At 44.3% G+C, this 17,045-nt stretch carries 18 protein-coding genes; 15 read left to right on the top strand and 3 right to left on the bottom strand.

Annotated elements, in window-relative coordinates:
- The first annotated feature begins 12 nt into the window (after positions 1-12).
- Together B9Y69_RS04700 and B9Y69_RS04695 are read left to right on the top strand one after the other, a co-directional pair.
- Complete coding sequence (locus tag B9Y69_RS04700) at positions 13-1,380, top strand: RagB/SusD family nutrient uptake outer membrane protein (RefSeq protein ID WP_085471811.1); 1,368 nt, start codon at positions 13-15, stop codon at positions 1,378-1,380.
- The gene (locus tag B9Y69_RS04695) at positions 1,367-2,734 is read left to right on the top strand and encodes a TlpA family protein disulfide reductase (protein ID WP_085471810.1); all 1,368 of its coding nucleotides are present in this window, start codon (positions 1,367-1,369) and stop codon (positions 2,732-2,734) included. Before B9Y69_RS04700 ends, B9Y69_RS04695 begins: the two co-directional genes overlap by 14 nt.
- A 130-nt stretch (positions 2,735-2,864) precedes the next feature.
- On the opposite strand, the gene B9Y69_RS04690 is transcribed toward B9Y69_RS04695, so the two are convergent.
- From B9Y69_RS04690 to B9Y69_RS04680, 3 genes are all read right to left on the bottom strand, one after another.
- Positions 2,865-3,146 (bottom strand): hypothetical protein, encoded by a 282-nt coding sequence (locus tag B9Y69_RS04690; protein WP_085471809.1) that lies wholly within the window; start codon positions 3,144-3,146, stop codon positions 2,865-2,867.
- A gap of 46 nt (positions 3,147-3,192) precedes the next feature.
- Positions 3,193-3,723 (bottom strand): MauE/DoxX family redox-associated membrane protein, encoded by a 531-nt coding sequence (locus B9Y69_RS04685; protein WP_085471808.1) that lies wholly within the window; start codon positions 3,721-3,723, stop codon positions 3,193-3,195.
- Positions 3,724-3,827: 104 nt separating this feature from the next.
- Complete coding sequence (locus B9Y69_RS04680; protein ID WP_085471807.1) at positions 3,828-4,829, bottom strand: helix-turn-helix domain-containing protein; 1,002 nt, start codon at positions 4,827-4,829, stop codon at positions 3,828-3,830.
- Positions 4,830-5,253: 424 nt separating this feature from the next.
- On the opposite strand from B9Y69_RS04680, the gene B9Y69_RS04675 reads away from it, so the two are divergent.
- The 13 genes from B9Y69_RS04675 (at position 5,254) to B9Y69_RS04610 (ending at position 16,581) form a co-directional block, all read left to right on the top strand.
- Positions 5,254-6,078: an RteC domain-containing protein gene (locus B9Y69_RS04675; RefSeq protein WP_085471806.1), complete on the top strand. Its 825-nt coding sequence runs from the start codon at positions 5,254-5,256 to the stop codon at positions 6,076-6,078.
- Between the two features lie 135 nt (positions 6,079-6,213).
- Positions 6,214-6,705, top strand: a complete 492-nt coding sequence (locus tag B9Y69_RS04670; RefSeq protein WP_144036497.1) for a hypothetical protein — start codon at positions 6,214-6,216, stop codon at positions 6,703-6,705.
- A gap of 19 nt (positions 6,706-6,724) precedes the next feature.
- Positions 6,725-7,042, top strand: a complete 318-nt coding sequence (locus B9Y69_RS04665) for a DUF4134 domain-containing protein (RefSeq protein WP_085471804.1) — start codon at positions 6,725-6,727, stop codon at positions 7,040-7,042.
- A gap of 18 nt (positions 7,043-7,060) precedes the next feature.
- Positions 7,061-7,399 (top strand): DUF4133 domain-containing protein, encoded by a 339-nt coding sequence (locus B9Y69_RS04660; protein WP_085471803.1) that lies wholly within the window; start codon positions 7,061-7,063, stop codon positions 7,397-7,399.
- Complete coding sequence (locus tag B9Y69_RS04655) at positions 7,396-9,849, top strand: TraG family conjugative transposon ATPase (RefSeq protein WP_085471802.1); 2,454 nt, start codon at positions 7,396-7,398, stop codon at positions 9,847-9,849. Before B9Y69_RS04660 ends, B9Y69_RS04655 begins: the two co-directional genes overlap by 4 nt.
- Positions 9,850-9,881: 32 nt before the next feature.
- The gene (locus B9Y69_RS04650) at positions 9,882-10,619 is read left to right on the top strand and encodes a conjugal transfer protein TraI (protein WP_317042130.1); all 738 of its coding nucleotides are present in this window, start codon (positions 9,882-9,884) and stop codon (positions 10,617-10,619) included.
- A 46-nt stretch (positions 10,620-10,665) separates the two neighbouring features.
- Positions 10,666-11,259 carry a hypothetical protein gene (locus B9Y69_RS04645; RefSeq protein ID WP_085471801.1) on the top strand — a complete coding sequence of 198 codons (594 nt, stop codon included), beginning with the start codon at positions 10,666-10,668 and terminating at the stop codon, positions 11,257-11,259.
- Positions 11,252-11,902 carry a TerB family tellurite resistance protein gene (locus B9Y69_RS04640; protein ID WP_234991098.1) on the top strand — a complete coding sequence of 217 codons (651 nt, stop codon included), beginning with the start codon at positions 11,252-11,254 and terminating at the stop codon, positions 11,900-11,902. The genes B9Y69_RS04645 and B9Y69_RS04640 overlap by 8 nt, the downstream gene beginning before the upstream one ends.
- A gap of 11 nt (positions 11,903-11,913) precedes the next feature.
- Positions 11,914-13,107, top strand: a complete 1,194-nt coding sequence (traJ, locus tag B9Y69_RS04635; RefSeq protein ID WP_085472005.1) for a conjugative transposon protein TraJ — start codon at positions 11,914-11,916, stop codon at positions 13,105-13,107.
- 29 nt (positions 13,108-13,136) lie between these two features.
- Positions 13,137-13,739: a conjugative transposon protein TraK gene (gene traK / locus B9Y69_RS04630; protein ID WP_085471800.1), complete on the top strand. Its 603-nt coding sequence runs from the start codon at positions 13,137-13,139 to the stop codon at positions 13,737-13,739.
- A 504-nt stretch (positions 13,740-14,243) separates the two neighbouring features.
- A complete protein-coding gene (gene traM / locus B9Y69_RS04620) occupies positions 14,244-14,984 on the top strand; it encodes a conjugative transposon protein TraM (protein ID WP_159451808.1) in 741 nt (246 codons plus the stop codon).
- 44 nt (positions 14,985-15,028) lie between these two features.
- The gene (locus B9Y69_RS04615) at positions 15,029-16,018 is read left to right on the top strand and encodes a hypothetical protein (protein WP_085471797.1); all 990 of its coding nucleotides are present in this window, start codon (positions 15,029-15,031) and stop codon (positions 16,016-16,018) included.
- A 122-nt stretch (positions 16,019-16,140) separates the two neighbouring features.
- On the top strand, positions 16,141-16,581 hold the full coding sequence (locus B9Y69_RS04610; RefSeq protein ID WP_085471796.1) for a hypothetical protein: 441 nt from the start codon (positions 16,141-16,143) through the stop codon (positions 16,579-16,581).
- Positions 16,582-17,045: the final 464 nt, after the last annotated feature.

The following is a 17,045-nucleotide window of genomic DNA, read 5'->3' as shown; positions in this document are numbered from 1 at the left end:
AAGGAAACCAAAATGAATAAGTACAAAATAATTTTTATCAATTGCTTAGTTATCTTTTCTTTAGGCATAACCGGCTGTTCAAAACTATTAGAAGTTGAATCTCCGAGGAATCATCTGACGACAGACAAAGTTTTTTCTGATTCCTTATCGGCTGTTTCAGCATTAAGCAATATTTACTATACATTGGCAAATAATGTAAATAACAATTATACCAAATACATTAGTTTATACACCGATGAATATATATACACGGCACTTAACCATGATTTTTACTCTGGTCGCATTTCAGTAGACAACAGTACAAACGCCAATATATGGGGGTATTTTTACGAAGTAATCTATTCCTGTAATGATATATTGGAAAGGGTCAACAATGCCCAAGAACTCAGTGAAAGGATAAAGAGTCAGTTAATAAACGAAGCAAAATTTGTCCGAGCATTTTGTTACTACCACCTTTATACACTTTATGAAAACATCCCACTTATCCTACAAACCAATGTGGATGAAAATCGCCTTGCTGTACAAGCGGATAGTGCTATCATCTTTAATCAGATTTTGACTGATTTGATAGATGCGAAGAATGGACTTTCAGCAGATTACCCAAGCGGAGACAGAGCCAGAGCCAATAAATGGTCAGCGAGTGCATTGCTCGCACAAATATATCTGTATCAGCACCGTTGGCAGGAAGCATTGGACGATGCCAATGCAGTGTTAAATTCGGGTATGTACGCCCTAACAGATTATGTCGATAATGTGTTTTTGGCAAATAGCGGAGAAACCATTTTACAACTGTGGAGATTAGATGGATTCATCAGTGATGCAACCACCCTCATCCCATCCTCACGAATCACTGTACCACAGTATGTTGTAACAGGTTTATTGTATTCAGCATTTGAAAACGGTGATTTACGTCAAAGTAGTTGGCTTGGAGAAAACAATGCGACGACAGGTGGAGTGACACAATCGTATTGGTTTCCGTACAAATACAAAAACCGCTCGGCATCCAACAGTACTCCAGAATATCTTGTGGTGCTACGAGCAAGTGAGCAATACCTAATCCGTGCCGAAGCCAAAGCCAATTTAGGAGATATACAGGGGGCAATAAGTGACCTCAATGTTATCAGAACAAGGGCGGGACTAACCGAATTATCCGACCAATTGGGCAAACAAGATTGTTTGGAAGCCATATACCACGAAAGGCGGGTTGAGCTATTTGGCGAATGGGCTAAACGGTTTATTGACCTCAAAAGGACAGGCAGACTCAATACAGTAATGGGAGAACACAAAGAGACATGGGTAGACGGTGAATCTGAAAGACTACCCATCCCAATGTTAGAATTGACTTACAATACAAATCTTATACAAAATGAAGGCTATTAATATCATTGCTGTCGCTTTTTTGTTATTGTCATTACAAGTCGATCTTGCAATGGCTCAAATCAAGGAGTTAAAGGTTGGGGATAAAATCCCCAACCAAATAATGGAAATGGTAAACGGTAATTCAGTAGAACCAAAACCCACCATTATAAACTTTTGGGCAACATGGTGCGTACCATGTATAAAAGAGTTGCGATTATTAGATTCTGTCTTGAAAGAAAGTGATGCAGTCAATATCCTATCGGTTACTTATGAAGACGAAAATACAATACAATCTTTTTTGGAAAGGAATATCGATTTAAAATCGGGCAGATTGAACATTTTGACCTCTGACACCATTTTCAAAAGCTATTTTCCCCATCGAATATTGCCCCACAATATTTGGATAAATACGGAGGGTCTTGTGGAATATATTACAGGAGGAGAAGATATGAATAAAGACAACATTCTTTTATTCAAAAACAATCAACCAATAAATGCCAAGAACAAAAAAGACAATACAAAATTTAACCCCCGTGAGCCTTTTCATTTGAGCGATAGTAAATTTGTATACAGGTCAATTTTTACAAGACATATTGATGGGATACTTAGTGGAACAACAGTACGTAAATCTGGATATGCCGATAGAAAAAAAATAAACAGGGTTTTTGCCTATAATTCAACTCTTAACAATATGTTATGGCGTGCGGTAAACAAAGGTGTATCACCCGACAATTATTATAACACCATGCGGATTGAAACAGATGATTCATTACGGTTTTTCTCACCCACACAAGCTCCCTTGACCTTTGAAAAATCAAACTATAATTCGAGGCATGAATGGACAAAAGAACATGCACACTGTTATGAATTACGGTTGCCAGAGTATATTAGCGATACAGTATTTTACTCCTATATGCTTGATGACCTTAAAAGAATATGTAACATAGAAGTGGAAGTTATTGAAGATAGTATATTATGTAGTATTATCACCGCTGATAAAGGGCATACATCTATATCCAATCCTAATGATTCGACAATTTTAATCTTGAATAAAGATGGCTTAATAGCAGAAAATGTTAGCGTTATATCACTCTTTCAGTTCCTCAATGAAACTGTCAAAAAAGGACTTAATGATATACCAATAGATCCACCTTTTATAGATAAAACAGGAGGAATGCGAATTAGCGTACACCTTGAATTTAAAGAGGGGATACCCCAATATACACGTATCAAGGAATTAATCGAGGACACCTATGGAATCATGATACGGCATCAAAAGGAGAAATATAAAATAACAATAGTAAAACCCGTTGTGCATTATAGCGCTAAACTCTGTCATCCTGACGATAGGAAGGATCTAAAGGTAAACATATAGATGCTTCGACTTCGCTCAGCATGACATAAGATGCGTTTTTAATTCATAATGCACAACGGGTTAGTAAAGGATATGGGTTGAATAAACCCATATCCTTTACTCTGCATTGTCACAAGTGACAACAGCCTGCCTAATTGAAGTTGATTGTAACTTCATCATCCTCGGGGTTAATAGGCGTTCCTGTTGCACATAGATTTGTTACACCCTCACAACCAAAATGGTCTACCGCCTCATCTACGGTTCTGTCAAGGAGACTTTGCCCTGGATTTTTAGGAGAATTTGGTTCTGAGGCCCAATCATACGTTGCTTCATTAGCACTTGGCACTTTTGAAATAGTGTGAGCACCTGCGATTGTACCGCCCATTAGGATAGCACCCAACAGGAGTTTTGATTTTAAACTTAGCTTTTTCATGGCTATTCAATTTAAAGTGTTAAAAAATATGTTATTTAAAAAATTCCTAAACTGTTCCCGATTTCCTCATCTTTCGCTGATTGTAGATAGATAGCCCCAAGAGGAAAATAAACACCGCATTAAAAAGTAGATGTGCCGTCCATCCCATATTTGATATTATCCCGCCACAGGTACAGGGCAAGCGAATGCCTGTCTGCATTTCCATTATCTTCATGCCTGTAATATATACCTCAAATGACACCAACAACATCAGCGAACAGACCATCCCCAATAAACGTGTCCTATTCAGATAGAGCAGTGCAACAAGCACCAATTCAATGATCGGGACAACCCATCCGATAACAGGTGCTAATGTGTACATTAAGGGCAATGGTGCGCGACGCATCTGAAAAACGAATACACTTTGTTGAAATAACTTACTCACAGCCGTGTACATAAACAGCAAAATGGTAAGCATCACCGTAAAGGTTATAAAGGCTTCCTTACCCTCTTGGGATTTCAGCCAATCCCATTTAGCGGAAAACCAACCTTTATGATGTTGGGTTTTTAAGGATTTATTTTGGTAGACAACTTTCATATTTACCTCACATTTGTCTTATCAAAGGTATAAGGGACAAGTGTCTAAAAATTAACCCAAACAGAGGAAATGAAACAATTTTCGAGATCGGCTCTCCGTTTGGGTTAATAGTCCCTTTTTGTGTTGCGGTATTCATTTGGAGAGATACCCTTATTTTTCTTAAAGGCTCTGATAAAACTTATAGCCGACGAAAAGCCTATCCGTATAGCAATATCACGTACCATCATATCCGTGCATACCAATAACTCCACAGCCTTATCTATCCTCAGCTTGGCAACATACCTACCCACTGAACAGCCAAAGGTATTGCTTGCCACAGTCCGCAATGTCCATTGCGCCCATCCCAAGTTTTCCAATATGCGTTCCGTCCTGCATTCTTCCTCAAACATATAGTTTGCCGATAGGTACTCTTTCAGTATCTTCCCCCTTACTAAATCCTCATATCGGTTCAGTTCTTTTCGGTCAGTTAACTGTGTGTGGTAGATGTCGAGACACTTGGATACATATTTCAGCACTTTCAGTCCGTCGTCCATATTCTCGACGACCGCTGTCCGTATCTGTGCGAGCGTCTTCCAGACTTCGTCCGTAATTTCCTTTTTAGGGAGCAGAATAGGTGTAGGTGATTTCACAGACCACATTTCAAGCAACGGAGCAAATGCCCGATGGAGATTTGTATTGGACGGCATAAACCAACCGCTTTCCAATCCGATAATCAAAAGGCTATGTTCGCCCCTGTCCATTTCGGCGAACAACTTTCCCGCAGGGCTGTATGTCAGATAATAAGTTGGGAATTGTATCTGGGTAAGGATCATATGCCTTTCGTTGCAGAAGCGAACTTTTCCCCGAAGAAGAAAAAGCAAAAAGGCGGTAGACTTTCCGACGGAGAATCTGACTTGGCTCACAGACCCCACATCCACCTCAAACAGACGGATATGTGTACCCAATAGACTACGTGCCTGTCGCGCTACCTCACAGGTCTGGTAAGGGATGACCCGCCATTGTAGCCCGACCACAGGAAAGGCACAGTACTCTGGCTTAAACCTTGTAAAATAGGGCTTATCAGACAGAGAACTCTCGTGAATGTCTATTGTCGCAATGTCGTCCATAGATGTAGATTTTACGCCAAAGGCTTTCGATACTACAAAGTTCGCTCAACAACAATTCGTGCGTCAAGTGAAAAAATACATTTCACTTCCATTCACTTTCGGTAGGAACAGTACACAATATGCCTTGCAGATGCCTTATCCGCTAAAAACAGGATGTAATCAATCTCTAATCTTGTTTTGGCAAAATCTAAGTCAGTGTCCTTTTATGCTCAAAAAATATTCTCTAATTCCTATTTTCACTCCAAAATCCTATGCTGTTTACAATTTCACCCATATTTTGGATAAAAGTGAAGTAGGGTGAAGTAACAACAATATACTTGACAGATGTAGGTATGGTTAGGAACTTTGTTTTTCAGTCCCAAAATCGCGATTACATATAGTGGACAAGTGGCATGCCCTATGGTTTAACTAAAGTCGCAGAGATATGATTAGAGAAAAATCCAAAGAGGCAATGGGTATTCTTGGAGAGACCCTTGCCGTAACAGAGCCTTGGGAGGATGCAAGGATAAACTGCATCCAAAGGCTATTACAGGAACTGAAAGCCGAGGCTTTGCGCCACGGATTCACAGACAGAGAAGAAGAGATTGCCTTTTTCAAAGAGGATAAACCCTTTTATTGCGGACACCTCATGTTCGCATACATGACCCAAAAACTCCGATTGGACAGCCCCGATTGGTCGGAGATCTTTGTACGTCAATTCTACCAAGCCAAACTTAACGACATCAACAGCTTTTTTGACGACCATAAAGAAATCGTTTCCTATTACCGCTCCAAAGCCGACCACCTTGATGAAGTCCTTTTCGTCCGTGGTAGAACGATTTGTCCGACATGGCTGTGCACACAGCGGATTGATGCAGACGAACGTTTTTCCACACTTGGCGATTACCCATTCTCGCAGATTATCGCCAACGAACTAACCGCAAGATATATCAACGAACTCTTGGAGGGCAGACCAAAGGACGCCCCCGACGATCCCGACGCACCTGTCCTGAAATGGACAGGCGACAGCATCAATTTTTACGAATTGGCTTATGGTATTCATTGCACCGGACAACTGAACAATGGCAATGCTGAAATCATCGAGGTAATCCGTGCATTGGCAAGAGCCTTTGGCGTAGAAGTAAAGCGACCTTACAGAAGATTTGCCGAAATCAAACGCCGAAAGAGATTGAGCCGAACGCAGTACATCAACAGCATGGGAACATCCCTAAATCAGAAATTAGAAGACGAAGACGCCTACATTCCGTAGGCGTTTTTTATATGACACCATCCCAAATTATTTTAGGGTACTACCCAAGAGGTTGTCAAACAAGACCTGCGCAAACCGAAAACTTTGCTTCCGAAATCCCGAAGCAATGGAGCATCGGGAAAAACGAACAAAGTTATGTTACTATCAGATTTTACATGGTTGCACTTCTTTGCAATCGCCACATTCCTAACCGTGCTGTGGTACACAGGCGTACTCCTGTTATTTTTCCGGGAAGAAATCAAAGGGGCATTCGGGCTGAAACCGAGAGAGACCAAGCCCCTGAAATCCGAATCGCCGACAGCACACCACGACCCCTATAATGTCATGGGCGAGACCAAAGCCCCCGAGGGCATGACCGAAACCTACGAAATCAACTTTGCCCACCCGCACCGCAGGGAAAGGCAGTTAGGGTTAGTCCCAGACTTCCTAAAGGAAATCTCGGAAATCGTGGAAATCACCCAAAAGGAAAACGGCACGAAGCAAGACCTATTGGGGATGTTGGAGGAACTCAAAGAAACCTATCCCGACATCACATCCGTCGAGAATTGGGACAGCCTTGTCGTGCATATCAAGGACAGCTCCCCGTTCCCCATCACCGAGGACGAAATCAAAAACCTATTTCGCTAACACTTAAGTCCCATCAGTTATGAAAGAAAAAATCAAAAAAATATCAAAGCCCCTTTCCCTTGTCACGGCCTTACAGCTTATTGCCCTAAGCCTATTTGCACAGAGCGGAGAAGCAGGATTGCAGGAAGCGACCCGACAGGTCAAAGGCTATTTCGATACAGGCACGGACTTGATGTACGCTATCGGTGCAGTTATCGGAATCGTCGGAGCGGTCAAGGTATTCAATAAATGGAACGCAGGAGACCCGGACACGAACAAGGTCGCAGCAAGCTGGTTCGGGAGCTGTATTTTCTTGGTCATCGTGGCGACGGTGCTCAAATCATTCTTTGGAGTTTAGAAATGGGAGGAAAATACAATGGCAGTAGTCTATCACGTGAACAAAGGCGTTTCCCGACCCATCGTCTTCAAAGGCTTAAAGGCACAGTATATCGCCTACCTCGCAGGGGGATTGGTTGCATTGCTCATTCTCTTTGCCGTACTGTACATCATCGGACTTCCCTTAATGGTCATTCTCCCTGTCATTGGTACGGCGGGAGCATCCCTGTTTTGGGCGGTTGACCGATTGAGCAAACGCTTCGGAGAGCATGGACTCAAAAAGTACCTTGCCCGAAGTCGCTTGCCAAAAGCGATACGCTACCGTTCACGAAAGCAGTTCATACACCTCAAGTACCGAAAACAAATCAGAGCAAAATGACAGAAGCAAACAAAATACTTCCCATTGCAAGCGTGGAAAACAACTGTATCCTATCGGCAAACGGCGATATAACCCTCGCCTTTGAAATCCAGTTGCCCGAAATATTCACGCTTGCCGAAAGGGAATACGACGCATTCCACCAAGCGTGGATAAAGGCGATAAAACTTCTTCCCGAACATACGGTACTGCACAAGCAGGATTGGTTTGTAAAGCGCACCGTTCGGGAAAGCTCGGGCAAAACCTTTCTGTCCACGAGCAGTGACCGTTTCTATTCGGGGCGACCCTACATGGCGCACAAATGTTACCTGTTCCTTACCAAGAAACCCGATGACAGGAAACCGTCAAACTCAGCTTTCTGCAACATATTGCGAAAATCCATCGTACCCAAACAGACCGTGGACAGCATGCTGTTACGGAATTTTGAGGACATCGCAGGACAGTTCACAAGGGTACTCGAAGACAGTGATTTTGTCGGGTTGCATAGGCTCACCGATGATGAGCTTGCAGGTACGGCAAACAAGGCAGGTATTATTGAGCGTTACTGTTTCCTGTTGGACGAGAGCGAAGAATCCCACTTATGCGATACCCACATCGGGGAGCGGATGACCATCGGGAACAAGCATTGCGAAATGTACGCGCTTTCCGATGTCGAGGAACTCCCCTCGATGTGCGGTAGCCGTATCAACTATGACCGATACAGTACCGACAGGACAAAGTTTTCTATTGGTTTTGCCAGTACGCTCGGTTTATTGTTGGACTGTGACCACCTGTACAACCAATACCTTTTCATAGGCGATTCGCAAAAGACCATCAAGGAACTCGAAAGGAAAAGGCTACGGCTCAATTCCCTTTCAGCTTACAGCCGTGAAAATTCGGTAAGCCGTGATGCCGTAAACGACTATCTGAACGATGCCGTTGCCAACCAATATCTTCCTGTCCGAGCGCACTTCAATGTGATGGTGTGGGATGAAGACAGCGAAAAGCTAAAGGACGTGCGCAATCGGGTATCGGCAAACATGGCAAAGATGGATGCCGTGGCAAAGGTCGAATCCGTCGGCGCACCGCAGATATATTGGGCGGGCATGGCAGGAAACCAAGCAGACTTTCCCGAGAACGATACCTTTATCACCTTTGCCGAACAGGCAACCTGTTTCTTTAACCTCGAATCAAATTACAGGTCGGACAGCTCGGGCATACGGCTCAGCGAAAGGCTCTACGGTCGGCCTGTATCGGCAGACCTATTCGATAAGCCGATGAAGCAGGGAACGATAACAAATCGCAATTTGTTTGTCTGCGGAGGTAGCGGAGGGGGTAAATCCATGCTGATGAACCATTTTCTGCGAACACTATACGAGGACGGTGCGCACTGTGTGGTCATTGATGTCGGAGGCAGTTACAAGGGGCTTTGCGACCTGTTGGACGGTTACTATTTCATCTATACCGAGGATAATCCCATCAAGTTCAATCCATTCTACCTGTCGGACGGCGAGGTCTTAGGCACCGAGAAAAAAGAAAGCCTAAAGACCTTGCTTTTCTCCCTGTGGAAGAAATCGGACGAGACCTACACACGTTCCGAATACGTTGCCCTGTCCAATGCCCTCACAGCCTATTATCGAAAGCTCGACAAGCATCCGAACATCTTTCCCTCGTTCAATACATTCTATGAGTTTCTAAAGGACGATTACAGCACGGTACTGAAATCATTGGGTGTTAACACTCGGGATTTTGACTTTGAGAATTTTCTCTACGTGCTGAATCCCTACTACGAGGGTGGCGAATTTGACTACCTGTTGAACGCCAAAGAGAACCTTGACCTATTGAACGAACGCTTTATAGTCTTTGAACTGGACAACATCAAGTCGCATGAGATTTTGTTTCCGGTGGTCACGATTATCATCATGCAGATGTTCATTTCAAAGATGCGGAAGCTCAAAGGTAGAAAGGTACTTGCCATCGACGAAGCATGGATTGCCATAGCAAAAGCGGGCATGGCAGAGTTTATAAAATACCTCTACAAAACAATCCGAAAATTCAATGGTATTCCCGCACTGATTACGCAGGAGGTGGACGACCTCATCAGTTCGCCTGTCATCAAGGAGACCGTGGTCAACCTATCGGACACAAAGGTCTTTCTTGATATGCGCAAATTCATGAACAAGTTTGACAGTCTGCAAGCAACACTTGGACTTTCCGAAAAGACCAAGACCATGATGCTTTCACTGAACAGGGCAAACGACCCCACGAAGAATTACAGGGAACTTCTGATAGACCAGGGCGGACAGTCCATCAAGGTCTACCGTAACGAGCTGTCCACCGAGGAGTATTTTGCATACACCACCGAATTGACCGAGAAGCTAAAGGTACAGGAATATGCCGACAGGTATGGAAGCATGGAAAGGGGCATTGCCCATCTCGCAAGGGAACTGCGAATGCAAAAACAGAATCAATAACAAATAGACAAATAGCAATGAAAATGTTGAAGATGATGAAAAAAACCGAGGGGTTCTTGAATGCAATTAAAAAACAAGTTAAGAATATGAAAAACTACATGGTTATACTCCCATTGAGTGCAATGACGCTTTGCGTCGCATTGCCACAGGGAGCCAACGCCCAAGTGGCGATTGCGGAAGTGATCAAAGCAGGTGTAAAGCGTGTCATCAAAGCCGTTGACCTTAGAGTACAGCGTTTGCAGAACCGCACGATATGGTTGCAGAACGCACAAAAAACGCTCGAAAACCAACTTTCCAAACTAAAACTTGGCGAAATAGCTGATTGGACCGAAAAGCAGAGAGACCTGTACGAACGCTATTACAGGGAACTGTGGGAGGTCAAATCAGCCATTACCTACATCAAGCGGGTGCGGGAACTTGTAGAAAGCCAATCGCTATTGGTCGATGAATACCAATGGGCATGGGGGCTGTTCACCAAAGACCTTCATTTCTCGTCCGAAGAACTCGGAAACATGAAAAGGATCTATACGGGGATTTTGGAGGAGAGTATCAAGAACGTGGACGAGATCCTGATCGTTGTCAACAGCTTCGGTACGCAGATGTCAGACGCATCACGCTTGGAAATCATCAACAAGGCTATCGACAGGATTAATGGAAACCTCAACGACCTAAAGAAGTTCAACCGCCAAAATATCGGAGTAAGCCTACAAAGAGCAAACTCATTGGACGAAGTATCACGGTTAAAGAAAATATATAGAATTGAAAACTGAGACAACAAAAGTATGGAGGGTACTATTGCCCTTTATGCTCACGGCAATGTTCGCACCAAATTTCCTTTCTGCACAGACTTTCAATGAATTTTTTAGGCAGAAGAGTACGCAAAGGAAATATCTTTTGGAGCAGATAGTCGCATTGCGGACATACGCCTCAGTGGCAAAAAGAAGTTACGACATCGCCCGTGACGGACTAAATATCGTCAGAGGGTTTACAAGCGGGGAACTTGGCTTGCACGACCTGTTCTTTTCGGGACTGCAAACCATCAATCCCATTGTAAGGAACAACCCGAAAATAGCAGAGATATTGGCGATGCAACGCACAACCGCAAAATTAATCAACAACCTACGTTATCCTGGACAGCTTAGACGGGAACAACGAGATTATTTGATGAACATCAAGCGGAATCTTATCAAGGAATGTGAGCGGAATATGGACGAACTCCTGTTGATTACATCTGCCGACATGACGAGTATGGACGATGCAAGCAGGTTGGAGAAACTGAATACCATACACCGTGAAGCTACCGATAAGATGTTGTTCGCAAGATGGCTCGCTGAGGAACTCGAAACGTGGCGCATAGTGTCGCAAAGCGAAGATAAGTCACTACAAAAGCTAAGGAGGTTATATGATTGACAGGATTAAAAGAACATTCCTGTACGGAATGTTAACCGTATTCCCATCGTTCGGAATTACAGAAGTACGAGCGCAGTCACAGGAGATACAGCAGTTGCTGTTGAACGTGGAGAAGTTGAGCCAGCTAAAGAACATCTTGGAGGACATGAAAAAAGGCTACGATGTGTTGACCGGTGGCTACAATGCCGTAAGGGATATTGCAAGGGGGAGTTTTTCCATCCACGATGTTTTCCTTGACGGACTGATGCAGGTCAATCCCGCTATCAAGAAGTACCGCAGAGTTGCTGACATCATTGCCCTGCAAAAAAACATTATGGACGAATATGGTCGGGCAAAGAGACTGTTCAGATCATCGGGCAATTTCTCCGTGAACGAGATTGATTATATGCTATCAGTCTATGGCAATATCACAAACAGAAGCCTGCGCAACATTGAGGAACTGTTGATGGTCATTACCGCTTCAAATCTAAGGATGAGCGATGACGAAAGATTGAGCTATATCGACAATCTGTACGCCAAGACACAAGAAATGTCCGCTTTTGTCCGCTACTTCAACGACGAAGCACGGATGCTCGGACTTATGCGGGAAAATGAAAAGCGTGAGTTGCAGGGATTGGAAACGATGTTGAGGACAAGGAAATGAAAGGAGAGAAAATGAAAAAGACCATTGGTTTATTACCCATAGTTATCCTAATGGTTGTCTTTCCGATAGTCGGAACGGCACAAAGTATAAACAGCACGCTTACAGGAATGCAAGGGGTGCTTGACAACATCTACAACGAGATGTTGCCCCTTAGCAGTCACCTTATCGACGTTGCCCGTGGAATAGCGGGATTTGGCGCACTTTGGTACATCGCCGTGCGTGTGTGGCGACAGATTGCATCCGCCGAACCCATCGACTTTTACCCGCTTTTGCGCCCCTTTGCCCTCGGACTTGCCATCATCCTATTTCCCGCTGTCCTTTCCTTGCTCAACTCCGTCCTCAGTCCAACCGTTACCGCTACCTCGGCTATGGTGGATAACAGCAACAGGGCGATAGAGGTGCTATTGGAGCAGAAAGAGAACGCTGTCAAAAATTCAAAGCAATGGCAGATATATGTAGGCGAAGACGGTACAGGGAACAGGGAGGAATGGTATAAGTACAAATATCCCGAAGACAGTAGAAGTTCTGAAGACCGTTGGCTGAAAGGAATTTCCAACGATATACAGTTTTGGATGGAAAAGCAGTCCTACAATTTTAGGAACTCGATAAAAGCATGGCTAAAAGAGGTTTTAGAAGTGGTTTACCTCGGCGCATCCCTCTGCATCAATACGCTTCGAACGTTTTTTCTTATTGTGCTTGCCATCGTCTTTCCGTTGGTTCTCGGTTTCTCGGTATATGACGGATTTCAAGACACCTTGACCAACTTCATTGCAAGGTATGTCAACATATTTCTGTGGTTGCCCATTGCAAACATTTTTGGGAGCATACTTGGGAAGATACAGGAGAATATGATACGGCTCGATATATCACAGATTGAGAGCGGTGGCGATACTTTTTTCAGCAGTACGGACACCGCCTACCTCGTGTTCTTGCTCATCGGGATAATCGGCTTTTTCTCCGTCCCCAACGTAGCAGGATATATTATTCAAGCAGGTGGACACAATACACTTCTGCAACGTGTCAATACCACAGTAATCACAGGTGGACAGGCAATAATGGGGCAAGCCCAACAAGGTTCGGCAACAGGAACTGAATCGGCAAGGACGGTTGGAGGGAATTACTCCGAATTGGGAAAACAGCTTTACAACAGCCTAAAGGGCAGTAGCAACGACAAGAGCAAGGTGGACACCGACAAGAAAGGATAAGAATCAAAGACTAACAAAATCAAGAAACCATGTTTAGACAGTTGAGAAATATAGAGACAGCTTTTCGGCACGTGAGGACATTTAGTTTACTGTTTTTGGTTGCCTGTACAGTGGTCAGCATATATGCCATATTCAAGGCATACCGTATGGTCAGCGAAGAAAGGGAACGTATTTACATCCTGTCCAACGGAAAAGCACTCGAAGCGTTCAGCGAGGGAAGAACGGAAAACCTACCTGTTGAACTGCGCAACCATATCGGCAATTTCCACCGACATTTTTTTTCGCTCGACCCCGATGAAAAAGTAATACAGGCAAACATGGCCAAGGCTTTCGACTTAGCGGACATCAGCGCAAAAAGGGAGCATGACAACCTAAGGGAACAGGGTTTTTACGCCAACATCATATCGGCGAATATATCCACACGGATTGAGATAGACAGTATTTCACTCCTGACGGACAGGACACCGTACAGATTTACCTGTTATGCTACGCAGACCATCATTCGGAGTACATCCACCGTTCGGCGCAACCTAATCACGAAAGGCGAGATCCGAAACGTGAACCGGAGCGACAACAATCCCCACGGATTCCTTATCCAGCGATGGGAAACCGTCATGAACGAAAACAAATAAAGAAGATGAAAAAGACAAAAAGGGCATTGGAGACCCAACATCGAAAAATGGCAGATTGGCTCAATAGGCGAATGGAAAACCTCACGAAAAAGAGGGCTAAGGGATTGTTCTTTGCATTCTGTCTCGTGGTCGGTCTACATTGTCTCTATCTTATAGTAAATGCAATAGTTAACATTTAAAAAAGCAATAATTATGGAACAACGCAAAAAGAAAGCACTTTTGGTGCTACCGCTGATCTTCGTGCCGATCATGGCATTGGTATTCTATGCTCTTGGTGGAGGCAGGGCAGCGGTACAGGGCACAGCCAAAACGACAGGTATCAACACTGCATTGCCCGACGCCTCGTTTCGGAAAGATGAGGCAACAGACAAGGCATCCCTTTACAGGATGAACCAAAATGAAACAGAGGACGAGGATGTTGAAGAAGAAATCACAGAAGACTTCGGGTTTGATGACAGTACCGAGTTGGAGGAACGCACCGCCCAGATCAGCGAAAAACTCGATATGATTGAAAAGAGGTTGCAAGAACCCGAGGTAGACAGGCGTACAACATCCCAACAAAGGGCAAGCGGTATAGCACTCTCACAAGTGCATCCGGTCAATCCATCGTTTCAGGACGATGTGGACAGGTTGGAACAGCTTATGAAAAATATGCAGGAAGATAGGACGCCCGACCCCGAAACCGAGCAACTGAACGATATGTTGAGGAACATCCTCGACATACAGCATCCCGAACGTGTTGCCAACCGTGAGCGGATGTTGTCCGAATCGCTTGCCGTGGATAGCGTGTTTAGGGCAATACCTGCGACCGTACTCGAAAAGAAAAGGGTGGTACAGGGAGCGACCGTTAGGTTACGCCTTGAAGACACCGTGACCATTGATGGATTTGCCATACCCAAAGGACACGAGGTATTCGGTATTGCAAGGATTGCCAACCAACGCCTTTTGGTCAATGTGACCAATATACGGCTTGGTACATCCATTATCCCTGTCAACTTCGCCGTGTACGGACTTGACGGCATCGAGGGCTTGGATGCTCCCGAAGCGGTAATCAGCGAAACGGCAAACATGGGTGCAGATCGGGCAATAAGCGGTATCGGACTTTATGGTTTTGACAACTCATTGACCACACAGATAGCAGGTGCGGGAATAGACGCCGCACGAAGTGCGGTAAGCAAAAGACTGCGGAAGATAAAAGTAAGGATAAAGGCGGGGGAACAGATTCTACTGCGCATCAAAAGATGACAGCCCCATTCTTTAAATTTTGTAAACAATAAAAGCAATATGCCATGAATTTAAGTAATCTCGAAGACAGACAGTACGAAATGAAAGAATTGGGTTTCTCAAAGGAATCCACTGAAAAAATGCAGGAACTGATGGAGAAGAACGTTCCGGAGTTTAAGCTCTACGAATCCAAACAGACCCCAAAGGGAATGGTTGATTACCGTCTCCATTACAAGAAATCGGCACAGTCGGATTTTTACTACTTCAACAAATTCGATGTGACCGTGGACAGGAACAAACTCCGTACACCCGAATCCAAATATATGGTCATTACACCTACGGAGGGAGATAAAAGCCTTGTAAGGAAGTTTGAGACTCCCTACGAAGCCATTGAGTATTTCAAACAACAGCCGAACAGCGAGCTTGCAATCGGCAAGGATGTAAGGAGCAGAACGAAACTTGCCCAGATTGAAAACTCGAAAATGATTTATACCGAGCGTTCGTTTCGTCAAACGTTCAGTCAGCCCCCCTTACCACAGACCTTTTACATTGATTCGGGAAAGGGCTTTAGCAAAGAACAGGCGGGCAACCTTATGTTGGGGAATGCCGTGTACCGTGATGACCTGTTGAATTTTCAAGGCGTTGGCTACCAAGCTTGGGTAATGCTCAACTTTAACAAAGAGCGGGACAGGTACGGCAATTTTCCGATGAACCAGTACAATGATCCTGCCTATGGTTTTGACCTTAACGAAACGCTTGAAAAATTCCGTATCAAGGAAATGGAAACACCCGAGGGTACTAAAAAATTGGAGGAGAGTGTACGTAACGGAAATACGCCATTGGTCACGGTACAGAATCAGGACAACGAAACCCAAAAGGTGCGCCTTGAGGTTGCCGTCCGTTTTAGGAACATCAATTTCTTTAGAGAAGACGGTAAGCCTGTAATGCGGGAGCAGTTTCTCAAAGAGGGACAAGACCTCTTACAAGCAAGGACAAACACTATGGGGCTTGGACAGAACCAAAACGAAGCAAGGACGGCGAGAATGGCAAGATAACCACCCAATAGGCTTTGCTTATCTTCCCAAAAGGACATCGGAAACCAATCGATGTCCTTTTTTGTTTAACCGATACCGAATAGGTACATTTGTATATGTAACCATTAACAGGAGAAGCCGTTATGAGAAAGATAAGAACACTATCCTGCACATCCCTTTCCCTCATACTTATATACGCCTGTACATCGGGAAACAATGGTGCTGATTTGCAGAAAAAGGTAACAGGGCTGTACGCTTCGGAAAGCGAAAACACCTTTGACTATTTTAAGGACACGTTGGAAATCAAAGCCAACCAAGATGGCAAACTCGACGTGACCATTATAGCGAATTGGTCTTCGGCAAAAGAAGATGACCCCCAGAGACCTAAAAACAAAGTTGCCGGAGAGTGGAACAGTTATGGAAAAGGAGATACAAAAGTTGGAGAGTTACAGACCAGTGATACCACCATTAGGATTGCCCACCCGATGTATAATACCGTGGATATCCTGAAGATAGACCTTAACGCAGGTACGTTGGAATACCCCAAAAAAGACGGAGCGGTCGTTTACCAAAAGGTCAGATAGGTTTTCCCATGAACTAAGACCCATTGTCCCGAATTGGCTTCCCATTTTCCCAAGCCGACCTGTTTTCTTATTGCCCGACTTTCATACCAAATTGACCTAATATCCCCCTGTCTGTTTCTTACCTTTCTACTTTCCAACCTGTCCATTTCCCAACTAAGTTTCCGCCTGTTTTTCGTCTAATTTCTTTCCAATACCAACCCTACTTGATAAGTCTTTACTATCAGCGGTAGGCGAATTTCCTTTGGCCTTTTCGTTAGCAAATTTCTACACAATCCCCCAGTCGTCAAGGCTAAGCCCCAAGGGGTTTGTTCAAAAAAATCTTCCTTTCGCACCTCGGTCGCACACTCCCTCGGCACGAAAGAGTATTTTTTTTCCAAAGCCTTGCCTTACTCGGGGGATTGAATAGGTGCGGTTGCTTAACAAAAAGCCAGAGGGCTGTGCCCTTTGGTTTCGCTTAAAAAATT

The sequence above is a fragment of the Sphingobacterium psychroaquaticum genome (genome assembly GCF_900177625.1).
Classification (GTDB): Bacteria; Bacteroidota; Bacteroidia; order Sphingobacteriales; family Sphingobacteriaceae; genus Sphingobacterium; species Sphingobacterium psychroaquaticum.
This window is presented reverse-complemented; position numbering and strand designations above follow the sequence as displayed.